Annotated in this window: 11 protein-coding genes; 8 read left to right on the plus strand and 3 right to left on the minus strand. The window is 33.0% G+C overall.

Annotated elements, in window-relative coordinates; translation table 11 throughout:
- Positions 1 to 68 precede the first annotated feature (68 nt).
- The 8 genes from NMK29_RS13965 (at position 69) to NMK29_RS14000 (ending at position 12,354) form a co-directional block, all read left to right on the plus strand.
- Positions 69 to 1,277 (plus strand): aspartate aminotransferase family protein, encoded by a 1,209-nt coding sequence (locus tag NMK29_RS13965; RefSeq protein WP_108803632.1) that lies wholly within the window; start codon positions 69 to 71, stop codon positions 1,275 to 1,277.
- 311 nt (positions 1,278 to 1,588) lie between these two features.
- Complete coding sequence (locus tag NMK29_RS13970) at positions 1,589 to 2,986, plus strand: tetratricopeptide repeat protein (RefSeq protein ID WP_108803631.1); 1,398 nt, start codon at positions 1,589 to 1,591, stop codon at positions 2,984 to 2,986.
- A gap of 123 nt (positions 2,987 to 3,109) precedes the next feature.
- On the plus strand, positions 3,110 to 4,075 hold the full coding sequence (locus NMK29_RS13975) for a DUF368 domain-containing protein (RefSeq protein ID WP_108803630.1): 966 nt from the start codon (positions 3,110 to 3,112) through the stop codon (positions 4,073 to 4,075).
- A gap of 5 nt (positions 4,076 to 4,080) precedes the next feature.
- Entirely contained in the window at positions 4,081 to 5,109 is a 1,029-nt protein-coding gene (locus NMK29_RS13980; protein WP_108803629.1) for a DUF368 domain-containing protein, read from the plus strand.
- Positions 5,106 to 5,834 (plus strand): shikimate dehydrogenase, encoded by a 729-nt coding sequence (locus NMK29_RS13985; RefSeq protein ID WP_108803952.1) that lies wholly within the window; start codon positions 5,106 to 5,108, stop codon positions 5,832 to 5,834. Before NMK29_RS13980 ends, NMK29_RS13985 begins: the two co-directional genes overlap by 4 nt.
- Positions 5,835 to 5,973: 139 nt before the next feature.
- On the plus strand, positions 5,974 to 8,004 hold the full coding sequence (locus tag NMK29_RS13990) for a DUF349 domain-containing protein (protein WP_108803628.1): 2,031 nt from the start codon (positions 5,974 to 5,976) through the stop codon (positions 8,002 to 8,004).
- A 9-nt stretch (positions 8,005 to 8,013) separates the two neighbouring features.
- Positions 8,014 to 8,640 (plus strand): class I SAM-dependent methyltransferase, encoded by a 627-nt coding sequence (locus NMK29_RS13995; RefSeq protein WP_108803627.1) that lies wholly within the window; start codon positions 8,014 to 8,016, stop codon positions 8,638 to 8,640.
- A 267-nt stretch (positions 8,641 to 8,907) separates the two neighbouring features.
- A complete protein-coding gene (locus tag NMK29_RS14000; RefSeq protein ID WP_108803626.1) occupies positions 8,908 to 12,354 on the plus strand; it encodes a starch-binding protein in 3,447 nt (1,148 codons plus the stop codon).
- 839 nt (positions 12,355 to 13,193) lie between these two features.
- On the opposite strand, the gene NMK29_RS14005 is transcribed toward NMK29_RS14000, so the two are convergent.
- The 3 genes from NMK29_RS14005 to NMK29_RS14015 form a co-directional block, all read right to left on the minus strand.
- Positions 13,194 to 14,087 (minus strand): hypothetical protein, encoded by an 894-nt coding sequence (locus tag NMK29_RS14005; RefSeq protein ID WP_108803624.1) that lies wholly within the window; start codon positions 14,085 to 14,087, stop codon positions 13,194 to 13,196.
- A gap of 75 nt (positions 14,088 to 14,162) precedes the next feature.
- Complete coding sequence (locus NMK29_RS14010; RefSeq protein ID WP_108803623.1) at positions 14,163 to 15,851, minus strand: SusD/RagB family nutrient-binding outer membrane lipoprotein; 1,689 nt, start codon at positions 15,849 to 15,851, stop codon at positions 14,163 to 14,165.
- Positions 15,852 to 15,862: 11 nt separating this feature from the next.
- Positions 15,863 to 19,009 carry a SusC/RagA family TonB-linked outer membrane protein gene (locus tag NMK29_RS14015; protein ID WP_108803622.1) on the minus strand — a complete coding sequence of 1,049 codons (3,147 nt, stop codon included), beginning with the start codon at positions 19,007 to 19,009 and terminating at the stop codon, positions 15,863 to 15,865.
- Positions 19,010 to 19,622 lie beyond the last annotated feature (613 nt).

The following is a 19,622-nucleotide window of genomic DNA, read 5'->3' on the forward strand; positions in this document are numbered from 1 at the left end:
AATCTTTTCTTTTTTTGAAACATTAAAATAAGCTATCGAGAACTTCATATTGACTTAACTTTACGAATGTGAAAAAAGATTTCTTTACTTATCAAGCGCAAACTACTCCGCATCCTTTGGCAATGGAAATTTCGCATGCAGAAGGAAGTTATATTTTTTCAACTGAAAACAAAAAGTATTTAGATTTTGTAGCTGGTGTATCTGCCTGTAGTCTTGGTCACAAACATCCTAGAGTTGTGAACGCTATAAAAGAACAACTTGACAAGTATTTACACGTAATGGTTTATGGAGAATATATTCAAAAACCTGCAGTGAAACTTACCAAATTATTGGCTTCTCTTCTCCCCGATCCTTTAGAAAAAACATATTTAACGAACTCAGGAACAGAAGCAATAGAAGGATCCTTAAAATTAGCACGAAGAGTAACTGGAAGAAGTGAAATCATAGCTGCTAAATTAGCGTATCATGGTAACACTATGGGATCAATGAGTGTTATGGGTTTTGAAGAACGAAAACAAGCTTTTAGACCTCTTATTCCAGATATTTCGTTTATTAATTTCAACAAGGAAGCTGATATACAGAATATTACAAAAAAAACTGCTTGTGTCATTCTAGAAACCATACAAGGAGGAGCCGGATTCATTGAGCCTATTAATGATTATCTTAAAAAAGTTAAGGAACGTTGTAATGAAGTTGGTGCTTTACTAATTCTAGATGAAATCCAACCTGGATTTGGTCGTACCGGAAAACTGTTTGGATTTCAAAATTATGATATCATTCCGGATATAGTTGTTATGGGAAAAGGAATGGGTGGTGGATTACCAATAGGAGCTTTCACGGCTTCTTCAACAATGATGGATCAACTACAAGACAATCCAAAACTTGGTCATATTACTACATTTGGAGGGAATCCTGTCATCGCGGCTGCCGCTTTGGCAACTTTGCAGGAAATTACAGAAAGTGACTTAATGGCAGCAACATTAAAAAAAGAAAAATTATTTAGATCGCTCTTAGTACACCCTTTGATAAAAGAAATAAGAGGTATCGGGTTAATGTTAGCTTTAATAACACCTTCTGCTGAAATAACAAATGAAATTGTTTTAAGATGTCAAGATAAAGGATTAATACTTTTTTGGCTTCTTTTTGAACCAAAAGCAGTACGTATTACACCTCCTTTAACGATCTCGGAAGAAGAAATTAGTATCGGTTGTCAAATAATCATCGATATATTGGATGAACTTGTAAATCATAAAAATTCAAACATCGATATTGATTAATTCATATAAATTCCTTATATTTAGTAAGCTATCTTACCATATCGCACATCCAATAGCATCCAAAGGCTTTTATTTTTTAAAACTGTAATCCATTCATTTATAAATGGTACGCATTTTGTTAATTAGTTTGTTAACAAACAAATGATTTCCGAAGTAGTATTATACCAATTCATTTGTAATTTTAATACAGAGGAAATCAATAATGCCAAAATAAATTAAGTAAGGTGTTTTGTATTACTCTTAATTGTTGGGGAAAACAAAAAAGATTTACAACGCATTTATGATTTATTCGGCATCTTTAATCAACGTGTATGAAATTTAACCACGAAGAATTCGAAGAAAATAATTTCTCAATTACTCGATATGAGTCTATGCTGAGATCTAATGATGTTAAATTTTTTGATTCTGATGAATTCGAATCAATAATTCATCATTATCTAGAGAATGGAAAAATTGCTAAAGCCAAAAAAGCAATTTCTCTAGGACTTTCTCAACATCCTTCTTCTGTTAATCTAAAACTATTACAAGTTGAAATTCTTGTTTTTGAAGATCGTTTAGATAAAGCTGATAATCTTCTGGCACAGCTTCATGCATTGGAACCTGAAAATGAAGAAATATATATCCAAAAAGCCAATATACTTTCTAAACAAAATGATCACTTAAAGGCAATCGAATTACTAAACACTGCGCTGCAGTATACTGCTGATGAAGCAGATGTATATTCTCTTATAGGTATGGAGTATTTGTTTATGGATGATTTTGAAAATGCAAAAGTAAACTTCATGCGATGTCTAGAATCAGATAATCAGGATTACTCGGCACTATATAATATTATTTATTGTTTTGATTTTCTTGAGCAACACGAAGAAGCAATCAATTATCTCAATATGTTTTTAGATAAAAATCCATATTGCGAAGTCGCCTGGCATCAAGTTGGTAAACAATACTTTGATCTTAAAGAATATGAAAAAGCTTTAGCTGCATTTGATTTTGCTATTATTAGTGATGAATATTTTATTGGTGCTTATTTAGAAAAAGGAAAGGTTTTAGAAAAATTAAAACGTTATAATGAGGCTATAGAAAATTATCGGATTACTTTAGAATTAGACGATCCGACTTCTTTTGCTCTACTAAGAATTGGTAAATGTTTCGAAAAATTAGGTAGCGATGATTTGGCAATTCAGCATTTTTCTAAAACAGTGCACGAAGACCCACTTTTGGACAAAGGGTGGATTGCAATCACTGATTTCTATATGAGAAAACGTAATTATCAAAAAGCGTTGTATTATACCAATAAAGCAATCAGCATAGATGCAGAAAATGTTTTATACTGGAAACGTTATGCTAAAATTAATAACCGCTTAGCTTTCTTTGAAGAAGCAGAAAGAGGATACCGAAAGGCTTTGGAGCTTGGAAATTACGAGTTAGAAACGTGGCTTAATCGTTCCGATATTTTAAAATTTATCGGAGAGTCTGATGCCGCTATTCAAAATATGCAACAAGCTATCGAATTTTATCCAGAAAATGCCGAAATACAATATAGATTAGCAGGTTTATATTACGAAAAACAAGAATTTAGCAAAGGAGAATTTCACCTTAGAAAAGCACTGGAATTAGATATAGAGTTCACTATTGTTTTAGAAGAATTATTTGAACACGTATTTAATCTTACGTTGGTTCAGAATATTATTTCTGAATACAAAGGGTAATCAACCTATTTTTTGTGGAATTTATAAATCAAATGGTTTACTTCAATTTCCTTTAGATTACAACAAAATTTACAACAAAAAATACATACATTTGTTTGTATAACAAATGCTAAATCAAAAAGAATGCAACGAAGTCTTAAGGACTATCTGGTAGTTTCAGCTAAAGGAATTGCCATGGGAGCCGCGGATGTGGTTCCTGGAGTTTCGGGAGGAACAATAGCTTTTATTTCGGGTATATACGAAGAGCTGATTTCCACAATCAATAATCTAGACCTTAATTTTTTTAAGGTATGGAAAAATGAGGGATTTGTTGCTTCTTGGAAAAAATACAATCTTTCTTTTTTATTAGCATTATTTTCAGGTATTGCAATAAGTATTCTGTCATTAGCAAAAATTCTTAAATGGTTATTACATAATGAACCGCTATTGTTATGGTCATTTTTCTTTGGATTAGTATTAGCTAGTATACTTTATATTGGAAAACAAATAACAACTTGGAGTCCTAAGGTTCTTATAAGTATACTATTAGCTGCAGTTATCTCTTACTTTATAACAATTGCAGAACCAATGGCATCACCAGAAAGCCTATGGTACTTATTATTTTGTGGTTTTATAGCTATAATAGCGATGATATTACCAGGAGTTTCCGGAGCATTCATTCTTTTAATTTTAGGAGCCTATGAAACATTCATTGGTATATTAAATCAATTTAGAGAAGGTTTGACTTCCTTAGATTTTAATCTATTATGGCAAGCGTTTTATAAAATACTGATTATAGCTGTTGGAGCTATAGCCGGTTTAAAGCTTTTTTCTAAAATATTAAACTGGATGTTTAATAATCATAAGAATATGACATTAGCTTTACTTACAGGGTTTATGATCGGTTCTTTAAACAAATTATGGCCGTGGAAAAAAGTACTTTCATGGAGAACAAATTCAGAAGGTATTGAAGTTCCTTTTATAGAAAAAAGTATACTACCTTCTAGTTTTGATGGCGATCCTAGAATTATTTGGGTACTTCTTTTTATTACAGTAGGGTTTCTATTAATTCTTGCACTAGAGCGACTCGCAACCAAAAAAGGAGATTAATATATATGGCTCAAAACACCAGAACGTTTAGCGATAAGTTTTTTCTAGTCATTAAAGGTTTGGCTATGGGAGCTGCTAATAAAGTACCTGGTGTATCTGGTGGAGTTGTGGCTTTCGTTGCTGGTTTTTATGAAGAATTCATTTATTCACTGCAAAAAATAAATCTAAAAGCATTTAAACTGTTTATCAATTTTAGATTCAAAAGTTTTTGGAGATATATAAACGGTCGATTTTTAGCACTATTGATCTCAGGAATGTTAATTAGCTACTTTAGTGTTTCTAAAATTCTCGATTATCTAATCATCCATTATGAACTCTATGTTTGGGCAGCTTTTTTTGGAATGATTATAGGATCAATATACTATATAACCAAAAACTTTGATGAATGGAGTAAACGCAATATATGTTTTATTATCATTGGTACTATAGTCGGGATAAGTATTAGTTTACTAGAACCTGCAAAGGAGAATGATAACTTATTCTTCGTCTTTTTTTGTGGTATCGTAGGAGTTTCTGGTATGACACTACCTGGATTATCCGGTTCTTTTATCTTAATTCTATTTGGCAACTATGTGTTATTATTAGTAGACGCAGTAAATGCCTTATATGACACTATAGCAGATTTAATACGGTGGGATTTATCTTTTATGGAAAATGCTAAAAGGTTACGATTACTTCAAGTTCTTATAGTGTTTAGTTTAGGCTCTATAACTGGCCTAGTTACATTATCGCACTTTTTAGGATATGTATTAAAGCATTACAAAAATGCAACTTTTGCTGCTATTATTGGTTTCATAACAGGTTCTTTGGGAGTGGTTTGGCCATGGAAACATAAAATGTATAAAAAAAATGATCTTGGAGAAATATTGATCGATGCACAAGGAAATCCTATACTGGACAACTACGATCGCTACCTTCCAGATCTTACAATAATACCAACCTATGCTGCTTTCTTTTTTATTTTAGTGGGTATAGGGATTGTCCTTTGGTTGGAATGGTATGGCGAGAAAACATTAAAAACCAAACCAACATGAACACATACGGATTATTAGGTAGAGATATCGGTTATTCATTTTCTAGAAACTATTTTTCTAACAAATTCACAAACGAAAATCTGGATTGTTCTTATCAAAATTTTGATATCAAAACGATCGATGATTTAAGAACTATAATACAAGATTCAGATATCAAAGGAATGAATGTAACCATACCTTATAAAGAAGAAGTAATCCCCTTCTTAGATTCATTGGATCCTACTGCCAAAGAAATTGGTGCTGTAAATGTCATTAAGTTTAACAAAGACGGAAAACTAACAGGTTATAATAGTGATTATTATGGTTTTACAGAATCTTTAAAGCCATTGCTAAATAACAAGATTAAAAAAGCCCTAATCCTGGGAACTGGAGGAGCATCAAAAGCAATTGCTTTTGCACTAAATAAATTAAATATAAAACACAATTTTGTATCTCGAAACCCTGATTTTAAAGAATTGAGCTACAATGATCTTGATGAAGATATCATTAGAGATTTTAAATTAATTATTAATTGTACTCCATTAGGCACACACCCTAATATAGAGAGTCATCCAAACATTCCTTTTGAATATTTAAGTGAACATCACGTTTTATATGACCTTATTTACAATCCAGAAGAAACCACTTTCATGAAAAAAGGAAAAGAATATGGAGCGAAAACTAGTAATGGTTTACGTATGTTAATACTCCAAGCCGAAAAATCTTGGGAGATCTGGAATCAATAATTTTTCATTTTCTATATCAGAATTATTATATATTTCCTACAAATCTAATTCCTAAAACAGCTCATTTGCTTTGAGTTTATATAAGATGTTAGTATCTTAGTCAATCGTTAAGCTCAGACAAACAAAAACATTTTATATAATGTCCACACACGATAACCTGCCAGAAGCAGATGGAAACGAAGAGAACAATACAAAGGCTATAGAAGAAAAAACTGTCGCAGAAGTTACTGAATCACAGCCAACTCAAGACGATCAATCTGAAAAAGCTACTGTAAATGAAAAGACTGTTACAGAAGAATTCTCTGCAGAGAAACCGTCTACCGAAGAAATTACAGCTACTGAAGAAGTAAAAAAAGAAGAAGTTATCTCTGATTCTGAAAATGAGATCCTAAATGAAATGGATCAGGCAGTAGCAAAAGATAGTGAGGATGAAAGCAAGTTAGAGCGACACGATATAGAAAAGAAAGACTATCATGCAATGAGCAAAGATGAGCTCATATCTGAATTACGTCACCTGATTAAAAGCGAAAAGATCCAGGCAATAAAGGAGCATGTTGAGGAAATTAAAACTGAATTTAATGCTAAGTTTAATGAGGAAGTAGAGCAGAAAAAAGATGAATTTTTAGCAGATGGCGGTAATATAATTGACTTCTACTACTCTACTCCATTAAAAAAAGAGTTTAATTCTGTTTATTTCGATTATAAAGAAAAAAGAAATGCCTACTACCAAAATTTAAAGAAAGATCTACAAGTTAATCTTCAAAAAAGATTGGACATAATTGAAGAATTAAAAGGGCTATTAAATGTAGAAGAAAACATTAATACTACATATAACCACTTTAAGGAAATAAAAGAAAGATGGCATAATGCGGGTCCTATTCCAAGAGATAAGTATAATACAGTTTGGAACACATACCATCATCACACAGAGAACTTTTATGATTTTCTTCATCTAAACAGAGATTTTAGAGATCTGGATTTCAAACATAATTTAGAGCAAAAACTTAAGATTATTGAGCGTGCCACAGAATTAGCTCAGGAAACTGATGTAAATAGGGCATTTAGAGAATTGCAAATTCTGCATAAAATGTGGAAAGAAGATTTGGGCCCAGTAGCTAAAGAATATAGAGAACCTATATGGGAAAAATTTAGTGCTCTTACTAAAAAGATACACGAAAACCGTCAAGATTTCTTTAAAATACAGGATAAAGTTTACGAAAAAAACCTAGAAGTAAAACAAGAAATTATTTCTAAGATCATCAACGTAGCTTCCGATTATCCAAAAAATCATGGCGGATGGCAACAAAAAATCAAAGAAATAGAGGCTCTAAGGGAAGAATTCTTTCAAGCTGGAAAAGTACCTTCTAATGCTAATGAAGAAACTTGGAGTCAATTTAAAAGTGCGGTAAGAGATTTTAACAGAAATAAAAATGCATTCTATAAAAGTCTTAAGAAAGATCAGTTCGAAAACCTAAATAAGAAAATGGAACTCATCAAAATCGCTGAAGATAATAAGGATAGTGATGATTTTTCTGTAACTACACCGCTAATGAAAAAAATTCAAGCGGATTGGAAAAAAATAGGTCACGTTCCTAGAAAAGACAGCGATAGAATATGGAAACGATTTAAAGATGCCTGTAATTCTTATTTTGATCGAATACACGCTGAAAAAAATGAAGCTAATAAAGAAGAAGTTGCTTCTTATGAGAAAAAATTAGCGCACATAGAAGCACTTAAAGAACTAAAATTATCTGGTGATCCCGAAACCGATCTTACTACAATCAAAGAAAATATTAACGTTTGGAAAAGCCTAGGTAGAGTTCCTTACAAAAAGAAAAACATAGAATCCGATTATAATAAGGTCTTAGACACCTTTTTTGAACAACTAAATCTTAGTAGACAACAAACTGAGATGATTAAGTACGAAAATAAACTTAGTTCTCTTGCCAATCAATCAGATGATAGAGCTCTTAGAAATGAGCAAAACTTCATTCGTAAAAAAATAGATGAAGTTCATGGTGAAATTCGCCAATTAGAAAATAATCTACAATTTTTTAAACACGCAGATGATAACAACCCTCTGGTAATAGAGGTAAAGAAAAACATTGGAAAACATAAAGAGAGTCTACAAGTTTGGAAAAACAAGCTTAAAAAAATTAAAGAGCTCTAATTGTAATTTATGAATTGTGCTCTTTGCGGATCAGAAACCGTAGAATTTTCTGTTACCGAAAAAAGAGTCTATTATCAATGTACTCATTGTGATGGGATTGGAATGGATCCATCGTATTTTCTATCTAACATAGATGAAAAAAACAGGTATGACACTCATAACAATGACGTGACAGATATTGGTTATCAAAATTTTGTATCTCCTATAGTGAATTCTATTATAGAAGAATATAAAAAAGAACACAAAGGCCTAGATTTTGGAAGCGGTAGTGGTCCCGTGATCACTTCGATGCTAAGAAATATAGGATACAATATCACTACATATGATCCATTTTTTGATCCAAATACAAAAGCACTAGACCAAACCTATGATTACATTGCTTGTTGTGAAGTAATGGAACACTTTTACAATCCAAATCAAGAGTTCAAATTATTACACTCCTTATTACAGGAAAAAGGAAGTCTATATTGTAAAACCTATCTTTATAACGAATCCATTGATTTTAATTCTTGGTGGTATAAAAATGATCCAACCCACGTATTCTTCTACACGCAAAAAACTTTAAATTGGATTAAAACTAACTATCAGTTTAATGATCTATCAGTTTCCGATAAATTAATATGTTTCAAAAAATAAGTTTTTGAAACATATATTAAAATTATTGGTACTTGGATTGGTATATGGACTACTTCTAAATCTTATCAACACGAAAACGTTTGAGTAAAAAAACAATCAAATTAATACTCAATTATTCCCTAAATTAGTAAATCATCATTTTTTGTGCTAATAAATCATCATTTACTCAATAATGTTTAACTAATTCTACCAATATGACAAGATAAACTACAACTTCTGAAAGAAGTATAAAATTTCACACAAAACACAATTCAAACACTAAAACTTATGAAAAACTTACTACCTAAACTTCTAGGCATAATATGCCTATGGAGTCTATTTCTCAATTCTTATATTGTAACTTCACAGACGGATTTTAGAGAAGAAACGATTTATTTTTTAATGACTTCAAGATTTTTCGATGGAGATTCTAACAACAATGCTGCAACAGAATGGTCTTCGTACAATCCTGACCCCACTATTAATCCCACAATTACGGATCCAAATGACGTAACTTGGAAAGGAGATTTTAAGGGATTAATCCAAAAACTAGACTATATTAAAGATCTTGGATTTACTGCAATTTGGATAACACCTATTGTACATAACAGAAGTCCTTTAGATTACCACGGATATCACGCATGGGATTTTACGAAAGTTGATCCTCGTTTAGAGTCTCCCGGAGCTACCTTCCAAGATTTAATAAATGAAATTCATGCTCGTGATATGAAGATTGTTCTAGATGTCGTAACCAATCACGCTGGCCGTTTTGGTATAAAGGATGTCGCTGAGATAAAATACAATACAGATCCAACAAAACCTTGGTACGCTCCTGACAACCCTAATTGGGAATATGACGGTTTAACTCCCAATCCAGAAGATGGTTTAATATGGAGTAGAGCAAATTTAGAAAAAATGCCTCCTCCGTATAATCAAGATTTGTCCGCTTACAATTTCCCGGGTAAAGAAAGTTATGTTGACACTTCTGATCCGGATTGGTATCACCATTCTGGAAATGGTTTTGCACAAGGATTTGATGATATAGAAAATTTACAAAACAGAGCATTAGCTGGTGATACGCCTGATCTTAACACAGGAAGTCAAGTGGTTAGAGATTATCTTGTAAATGCCTATGCCACGTATATAAATATGGGAGTAGATGCTTTTCGTTGGGATACCGTTAAACATATGAGTAGAGAGGACATTATTTATTTTTACGATGCGTTTAAAGCTATCAATCCCGATCTATTTATTTTTGGAGAAGTAGCGCAAAAGCGTCACGAACTACATCCTGTTGATGAAACTAATCCACATTATTATACCTGGAGAGGAGAAGTGAATAACTCAGAACCTTTAGATCTTGCTGTAATAGATTTTTTCGGAGAAGCTACTTTTCATGGTACTTTTGAAGAAGGACAATCTTTCCCAACAGTAAAAGCTGCTGCAAGGTATGACAATTTATACAGTGATCCATCTACCTTAGTTACTTGGTTAGATAATCATGATTTTGGTCCAAATAATGACTGGAATAGACGTTATGGCGGATCTGATGAAAATTTAGCTGCTTGTATGAATTTCATGTTCACGTGGAGAGGAATCCCGACCGTATATTACGGAACAGAAATGCGATTTAAAGCCGGAGAGTTTAATGATATCCACGATGCATCTGGAATCGAAAAATCCATCAATGAAACCGGTAGAGCATACTATGGAGATGTTATTGATCAAGCGTCTAATCATCGAATATATCAACATATTAAAAAACTAAATGCAATTAGAAAAGCGGTTCCCGCTTTACAAAAAGGAAGTTGGGATTGGAAAGAAGCTCCTGGAAATGCCGTATCCTATCGAAGAATATATCAAAATAGTGAAGTTGCGGTAGGATTAGCTAAAGATGGAGGTGCATCATTCTCTATTTCAGGAATGACAAATGGTTTATATAGAGATGCAGTTACTGGTCGTGAAATTGCAGCACAAAATGGGATATTAAACTTTACAGTAACTTCTGGATCAGCAGGAATTTATGTGTTAAACGGACCTGGACTTATTGGAGGTTGCGGAGGTGGTTTTTTCGAAAATTGCGTTAATGGCCCTAGCAATCCTGTTGTTATTATTAACCCTAATATTACAAATTCTGAAGATCCTATTCAGGTTACTCTTGAAGGTGTAGGTGGTACTGGAGCTCCTTATGCTATTTATTACACTACCGATGGTTCTAATCCTAATGCTTCTAGCATTGCATATAATAGTTCGTTTACTATCGCCGAATCGACTACTGTAAAAGCAATTGCTTTTGATAGAGATGGTACTGCCTCTGATATTATCACTCAAAATTATCGAATTGGCCCCATAGAAGGATTACATGTTTATTTCAAAAAACCATCTTCTTGGTCTCAAGCAAATGTACATTATTGGAATGAATCGCCAGACGTATTACCTGTAAGTAATTGGCCGGGGCCTCAGATGAATCGAATAGACAATTCCGAATGGTATGAATATATTTTCGAAGGGGTGCAAAGCACTAACTTATTATTTAATGATAATGGTGGCACTAAAACAGATGATTTAAGTAGAGATAAAGATGGTTGGTATGATAATGGAATATGGTACGATGCAGATCCAAGAATTACAGGAAATACGCCTCCAATAATATCCATGTCACCTGAAGGTGGATCTTTTAATATTGGAGAAACCGTAAGTATATCATTAAGCGCTACAGATAATAATCCACAAGGAATAGAAATCTATTATACTTTAAATGGCGATGAACCTTCTATTTCTTCAGATAGATATACTGCCCCATTAAGTATTACATCTGACACAACGATACGCGCTATTGCATACGATGTAGAAGGACTATCTTCTCAAATTATCAGTAATTCATTTACTTTTTCGGATGGTACATCTGATTCAATGACAATATATTTTAAAGGATCACTGCCTAATCCAACTATTTACTACTGGAATACAACTCCAATCGACGCTACAGTTCCTTGGCCAGGTGTGACCATGAATAGCATTGGTAATGAATGGTATTCTTTAAAACTTGAAGGAATTAATTGTGCAAATATAATTTTTAGTAATAATGGAATATCGCAAACACAAGATCTGCAGAGATGCGGAGATGGATGGTATTACAATGGAACTTGGTATGATAGTAATCCTGAAATAAGTCAAAACTTAACAGTATACTTTAAATCTGACTCATACACATCTCCAACTGTCTATTTTTGGGATACTACTCCTTCTGACGCCACAACTGGCTGGCCAGGAGAGCCTATGACATTAGCAACAGATGGTTGGTATCAATATACATTACCAAACACTTCTTGCTCTAATTTTATTTTTAGTAATAGTGGAATTTCTCAAACACCGGATCTAAATCGATGTCAAAATGGATGGTATTATAATGGTACCTGGTACGATCAAAATCCTGATGCAATAAGATTGAATGATACTAATATTAAAGATGAAACATTAGATAAGAATATTAAAATATTTCCTAATCCCATAACTGAAAACTCCGTATTACAGATGGAAATACTAAAGAATAGAAGTGATGTAAGGATAGAACTCATTAATTTATATGGAGCTTCTCAAACTATTATCAATACAAAAGTAAGTTCAGGAACTCACCAATATAGGCTGGGAGAAAGATCTCTAGCAAGTGGTATTTATTTTTGTAAAATAACTATTGACGGTAAATCTTCTACTAGAAAGATTTTAAAACGATAAAAATTCAAGAAAAATTCTTTTAAAATTAATTACCCGTTTAAAACAATATTTAAACGGGTAATTTTTTGGGATATAAAAAGGATATACACAATCTTCGGTCTTATTGCCCTGAGAGATTAAAACTGCCCAGAAAATTGTTTTGAATCAGATTATTGTTCATTCCACTCCGTAGATTTCATCTGATTATATTTCCAGGCAGTTTTGAAAAATATAAAAACTCAACAATTAACTCCCATATCCTGAATTTTGCATTAAATTCGGGTTCGCATCTCTTTCTCTTTGAGGAACTGGCATTACCAAAAAGTTATCATCATAATTCAATGGTCCAACAGCAGTTAGTAATTATATATCAAATTTTATGCTCGAATAACTAACCTCAAACATAAAAGAAGGCAAGAGTATATTGAAGGCTAACTCAATAATAATATCACCTATAAGAATAAACTACACGATTATTATCTATCGGTAATCTCTTGCCTATTTTTATGATCGTATTAAAAAGGTAGCGATAGAGTTCAAAAAAAAACAATTAAACACCATACAGATTTATTTTAATTGATAAAAACTCCCTTCATCTCTTAATAGCTATTCTTGCTAAAAAACAAAACACTCTTTACATTACCTATAAACAAATTATTTACAAAGAATTTTTAGTTTATCATTATCGAATGCATTACGTTACTTATCATTTCTCTTATACATCAGCATTAGCTAAAAATAGTTTGATATAAAAACCATTTTATTTTTTATTGTTGGATCAAGTTATTATCAAAGACTACATTATCTCTATAGTAACTTGATCCACTTATTTTACAATAAACTGCAACAAATTAATCTCATTAATTAGGCACAAGCTCTAAGGTATATGTGATACCAGGCAGTCCACAACAGGAACCACTTGTGTAAGCTAATTCTAACGTAATGATACCGGTAACTGGATCCAAATTAGTACCATTTCCTTGATCAAAATCAACTTGACCTGGAAAAGATGTTGACTGCGTTGCAACAGTTATTGTCCCACACACATCAGTAAATTGAAGTCCAATTGGAGTAGCGGCTCCAAAAATACCTGCAGTACCATCATTTAAAACATATGTTCCAGCAGATGGTTGAGTAATTGTAACTTGTTGCGGGCTTATGAAATTAGCAGGTATCGAAAGGTTTGATGCTACAACAGTCGACGTATAATTACCTTCCAACATTGTTGGACAAGATACCGGATAACTAATAACGGTTGTAAACAATACAGTTGTTTGAATATTACTACCAGTATTACTTGTACCATCTTCGTTTAATATATTTAGCACTGTTCCATCCGGCATAGTAAATCTAGTAGTAATAAACAAGACATCTCCAAGCTTAATATCTGATGAATTATTTATTTCTGCAAAGGCACCGACAATATCATCTGTGCTCATCGTAACATCCATAGGCAAAGTAACATCACTAAACAAAACCGAATAATAAACAGGCCCCGCTATTGTCTGGTATACAGCTACAATATCAGCCGATGCCGGATTTCCTTGCGCAATTTCTGCACTAAATTCTAAATTTACTGGTTCATTATTATTGATTTTTACAAGGTCTATTATGCTCTCACCTGTCGCTGACTTTTGCATATTAGGGACAGCACCATCGTTTAATGGAACAAAAGAAGTGCCTCCATCATTTTCACAGGAACTTATTAATCCTGCTATTATTAATATAAATGTTATTATTTTTATTTTTTTCATCTGTTAAAATTTAGAGTTTATTAATCGTCAGAAGGAATTCACCAATATGTTGGTTCATTTCCAAATCTTATTTTATTAATTATCCCAAAATATTTTAAAAGTCGTTGGGTCCTTTTGTTCTGGTGCATTTTGATTTAGGTTTAGCTCTCTTTGCGGCCAGAAAAAAGAAACCTGAAAATTATTATTAAGTACTGTTAAATTATCAACCAACGGAAAACCATCACCATTATCTAATTGATACTCTGGTGAAGATCCATTAGGGTCTGCAAGCACTGGATAATCAGTTCTTCTATAATCATTATATTGATCCATCGGATCTCCAAAAGTCGCCACCCATTTTTGAGTCATAATAATTTCAAGTTGCTTATCCATATTTGCACTAGCAAATTCTGTATCTATATTATCCATAAAAGTCGTTACTGCAGCAGACCCTGCCAGTACTGGTACTGTTTGTGAAGTACCCGTTCCTGCAACAACCTGATCAACTTTAGCAAAGCTAGCTGTCATTGCTTCTCTTAATTTCACTCCGGAGTCGCCTGTTATTAAACCAACCTGCATAAGTTCTGCTTGTATATAAAGAAATTCATCATAGGTAAGAATTCTTTTAGGAGCAACACCAGTACCACTATTTATTGTTCTAGCAAATCCTGCTCCATCATCATATCTTCCTCCACAAGGAAAAATCCCTGGAAAAGTTGCATCATTTTGTACTGCTCCATCTCTATCTGGTCCTATACTACCAAAACGAATACTAAAAAAACCAGTTGATGAATCCCAATAATCCGCATTAGGGTCACCAGTAACACTATCACCTTGATCTCTCGGAAATTGACCTGGTAATAATTGATTAACAAAATAATACGGTAGTCTAGGATCTGGATTTCCTGTATGAATATTAGGATTTACTCCTATTAAAATTTCATAAAACCATGGACTTGCATATTTCGTTACTTGTGCACCTCCATAAGCATCTAAGAAAAGTCTATTACGCTCATCTGATGGAGCTTGTGCCGCAGTATGATTAAATTGAAAATCATCGGCATTAGACGACATAAAATTGTCTTCTGCCACTAATGCATTAAAATCTGTCTGATTGAATAAAGAAGAAAGACGTATTTGGTTATACAGCTTTAGCTTTAAAGTATTAGCAAACTTAATCCATTGAGCATTAGACCCTCCATAAAATAAATCATCTGTACTAGGAGCTACTCCTTCTCCAGTTTGAATGTTTGCTTTTCCCGCGTCGATTAAGTCTAAAACGCTTTGGTATATTACCTCTTGGTCATCAAAAGAAGGACTTACCGTACCCTGTTCTAATATAGTAGCTTCAGAAAAAGGCACATCTCCCCAAAGGTCTACAGCCACCGACATAAGATACGCCTTTAATATTTCTGCATATCCAACATACACCAAATCTCCCGTTTCTGTTGCCTGTGAAATTAATGTCTCGATATCTGTGAGTCCTAGGTACACATTATTCCAGTCATTATTCATTAAAAGATTATCAGCTTTAGTACCGTATTGATCTTGCTCCTCTCTAGCAGTAAATTGATGTGTATATACCTGAAGTATATCTGCACTAAAGAACTGAAAGTCCGCAACTGAACCTATATTTACTTCAATACCGGTTAACAATTGATTGATGGGCGCTACGGTAGGATTATCCGTATCCGTGTCGACATCTAAGTAATCACTACAGCTCAAGATCATCAACGAACATGAGATAGCGATAAAAAATTTCCATTTATATAATATATTTTTCATTACGTTTTTTTTTAAAAGGATACATTAAGCTTAAAACCATATCGTTTTGATGTGGGCGCAGACGAGTTCTCAATTCCTTGAATCCTGGAAGAACCAAAACTTGTTACTTCTGGATCAAAGTTGGTATACTTTGGAACGTTTGGTGCAAAATACCAAAGGTTATTACCTAAAAGACTTAAACTTACTCTTCCGAATGGAGTAGTTTTCAAAAACTTTTTGGGTAAATCATAAGTTAAACTTAATTCTCTCAACCTATATACGGTTCCATCATAAACCGAACCTTCTGCTACTGTATTGATCCCAAATGTGTTTCCTCCTGCTGGTGAGAAATACAATTCATTCGTATCTATTTGCGTAGTATTAGGTATTTTATTACCATTAGCATCCAAAATGGGATTACCCTGATTATCACCATAAAAACCTGGTATGATAAAAGTACGCTCTCTATTTTCAGTATCTTTTGTAACTCCTCTACCTAATAATGAATTAATACTAATCGACTGGATATCTCCTCCTTCTTTCCAATCTACCTGTGCTCTTAAGGATAAATTCTTATAAGAAATCGTATTAATAAAACTCATTCTAAAATCTGGATTAGGATCTCCTACAATTCCATTTTCTAAGTCCTGAACGATTCCACCTCCTGATTGATTAATAAGGAAATTACCTTCATCATCTCTGGCAAATCGAGATCCATAAAACACCCCAAACGGTTGACCAACGATCGCATGAGCTACTTGATTAGGATCTAATTGAATTCTTTCCAATCCATCAACTAATTCTGTAACCTCATTTTCATTTTTGGTAAATGTTGTAAATAAATCCCATTTAAAGTTTTCTGTTCTTATCGGAACCAGTGTAAGTCCAATTTCTATCCCTGTATTCTGCATTTCTCCAATGTTAGTATTAAAGGTTGTAAATCCACTAGAAGAAGGAACACTTACGGGAGAAATTAAATCTGTAGTGGTTTTTTTATACCAACTAAAATCAATAACTGCTCTTTGATTAAAGAATTCGAGATCAGTTCCAATTTCTATCTCATCCGTAAATTCAGGAGTAATATCCTGATCACCTAATGATGTATTATTACCAATAACTGGAATTCCACTGAAAGGATTTCCTGAAGCAAATGTTCTATTTAAAAATTCTGCACTTGCATCATTACCAACAGAAGCATACCCAACTCTTAACTTACCAAATGTCAACACTTGGCTATCCAAATTAAAAGCATCAGTAAATATTAAGGATAAACTTGCTGAAGGGTAGAAATAAGATTGATTACTTTTAGGTAAGGTAGAACTCCAATCGTTTCGCCCTGTTGCATTTAGAAATAAGTAATTTTTGTATGACAAACTTATATCACCGAATACACCTATATTACGTGATCTTGCAGATGAATCTTGTAAGTTAGACACATTAATATTATTTGCTATTGTAAATATTCCCGGAGATTTAAAATTAGTTCCTAAATAAGCCACTCTTTCGGTTGTATTTTGCAATACATTATTTCCTAATATAGCCGTAAGGTTTATATCTTCAGTTAGATCATAATTAAAATTAACTAATAACGTCGATTCTAAATCTTCATTGATAAAATCATCAGTTGTAATAGATCCCAGACCATTATTAGCTCTTGAACCCAAATCCCTTATTTGTTTTCTTTTTAAGTTATACTTGTTGAAACCAACACGATATGTTACAGATATATTATCATTAAAATCATATCCTAAATTTACATTAGCAACTATTCTATCTGTATCCGTAATAATCTGGTCGTGTTTCCATGACCATAGCGGATGATCCCATCCATTATTAGGTGTAACTGATGCTCCTGTAACAGGGTTTTCAAAAGGTATTGAAGTATCCCAAGCTCTACCCAACCATAATGTTCTTGCAAAAGAAGAAGCAGAACCAGCGAATTGATTGTTACCAAAAAAGCCTCCTATCTGTTCGGTTTCTGAATAACTTAATGAAGCTCCTACCTTAACACCATTACGAAGTTTAAAATTACCTCCAGCTGCTACTGATGTTCTGTCATATGTATTAAAGGGTATATATCCATCTTGATTCAAATCAGAAACAGTCACGCTAAAGTTTCCGTCTTCACCGTTATACGATAGATTGATAGAATTGTCAAAAACAGTTCCTGTTTTAAAAAGGTTTTTAACATTATCAGGTTGTGCTTCATAAGGAACTGTAGGACCAATCTCAGGAAATGCAGCTAAAATATTTGGCCAAGTAGGAATGGTTGCCAAGGAATCAAATCTAGGCCCCCAGGAACCATTAGCATTTAGATAACTAAAATTCACTCCATTACCATAGGTATTCTGATACTCTGGTAAATTTGCAATATTTTCAAAATAAGTTCCTGAAGATAATGATACTGATAGTTTATTATTAGTTGGACCTTTGGTCGCTCCTGTTTTAGTTGTAACCACAATAACACCTCCTGTAGCTCTTGAACCATATAATGCTGCCGCAGCCGTACTTTTTAATACTGTAATAGATGCTATATTATTAGGATCCAAAGATGATAATCCGGATTCATACCCTCCACCACCAGTAGTCTGACTAGATGTTGTTACCTGTGAGTTATCATATGCAACTCCATCTACAATTATCAATGGCTGACTTGCTCCTCCTAAAGTAGTCGCTCCACGTATATTGATCTGATTAGATGCTCCTGCAACTCCCGTAGATAGATTAACATTAACCCCTGGTACTTTACCAGTTAATGATCGAATCAAATCTGGTTCGGAATTTTCAAGAACGTCATCTGTTTGAACCGTACTCACTGCATAACCAAGTTTTTTGGAATTTCTTGTAATACCAAAAGCTGTTACAACTACCTCCTCCAGTTGTGCTGCATCCTTTACCAAATCAACATTAATTGTATTATTGTCAGCTATTACTATTTCTTGGGTTGAAAACCCTACATAACTAAAAACCAAAATAGCTCCTCGATTCGCGGTGACTGTATAATTACCGTCAAAATCGGTTTGTGTTCCGTTTGTTGTATTCTTAACTACAATATTCACTCCAGGTAACGGAACCCCCAAATCATCCGCCACTGTACCGGAAATTGTTTTTTGTTGTGCTAATGAAATGCTTGACAAGAAAAAAGCAAGCACCAGCAACTTGTATTGATGTACTTTCATAAATTAAAATTTTCAATAGTTATTTTAAAAGAAATAATGCAATCATAAAAGGAAGGCAAGAATATCTTGATGGCTAACTCAAATACTACATTTCATAAAACTTGAACAAAGCTTATATGGAAATTGCCTATCCTTTTTATGATTACAGTACAAAAGAAGTAATAGAAATCATAAAGTCGGGTAACCCTTATCAAGGTTTACCTTTACCGAATAAACTTTACTTTTTCCGAAGAAAGTTTACTCAAAATATTAGGAAAATTAAGCAATAAGAGATTTTACATACTTGAATGTATTAATACGATTGTATTTCTTGAAGGATTTATTAAGCACAACCTAGTTATTGAAACCAAACACATAAACTATATCTATACTATTAAAAATATTGCGTTTCTTTAGCTTAAAACTTATTGGTTAATTCAGAAAAAAAGGATTCGTATACTTATTAAACTAAATAAGTATTTTACAACATTATAGTATACATATAGGAAAGAATCTGAAGTGTACTATTATTTAACGTATACCATTATTGTCATTCAATAGAAGAAATAATTACCTCTTTTTAATTCTATAGACAAATTTTCGGTGATACTATACGAGGCAAAGAGATTTTACA

Source organism: Aquimarina sp. Aq107 (assembly GCF_943733665.1).
Taxonomy (GTDB): Bacteria; Bacteroidota; Bacteroidia; order Flavobacteriales; family Flavobacteriaceae; genus Aquimarina.

Bases quoted from the DNA above. Each gene is read 5' to 3' on its own strand.
- NMK29_RS13970 (WP_108803631.1), top strand. From the start codon at position 1,589: ATGAAATTTAACCACGAAGAATTCGAAGAAAATAATTTCTCAATTACT.
- NMK29_RS13975 (WP_108803630.1), top strand. From the start codon at position 3,110: ATGCAACGAAGTCTTAAGGACTATCTGGTAGTTTCAGCTAAAGGAATT.
- NMK29_RS13980 (WP_108803629.1), top strand. From the start codon at position 4,081: ATGGCTCAAAACACCAGAACGTTTAGCGATAAGTTTTTTCTAGTCATT.
- NMK29_RS13985 (WP_108803952.1), top strand. From the start codon at position 5,106: ATGAACACATACGGATTATTAGGTAGAGATATCGGTTATTCATTTTCT.
- NMK29_RS13990 (WP_108803628.1), top strand. From the start codon at position 5,974: ATGTCCACACACGATAACCTGCCAGAAGCAGATGGAAACGAAGAGAAC.
- NMK29_RS13995 (WP_108803627.1), top strand. From the start codon at position 8,014: ATGAATTGTGCTCTTTGCGGATCAGAAACCGTAGAATTTTCTGTTACC.
- NMK29_RS14000 (WP_108803626.1), top strand. From the start codon at position 8,908: ATGAAAAACTTACTACCTAAACTTCTAGGCATAATATGCCTATGGAGT.
- NMK29_RS14005 (WP_108803624.1), bottom strand. From the start codon at position 14,087: ATGAAAAAAATAAAAATAATAACATTTATATTAATAATAGCAGGATTA.
- NMK29_RS14010 (WP_108803623.1), bottom strand. From the start codon at position 15,851: ATGAAAAATATATTATATAAATGGAAATTTTTTATCGCTATCTCATGT.
- NMK29_RS14015 (WP_108803622.1), bottom strand. From the start codon at position 19,009: ATGAAAGTACATCAATACAAGTTGCTGGTGCTTGCTTTTTTCTTGTCA.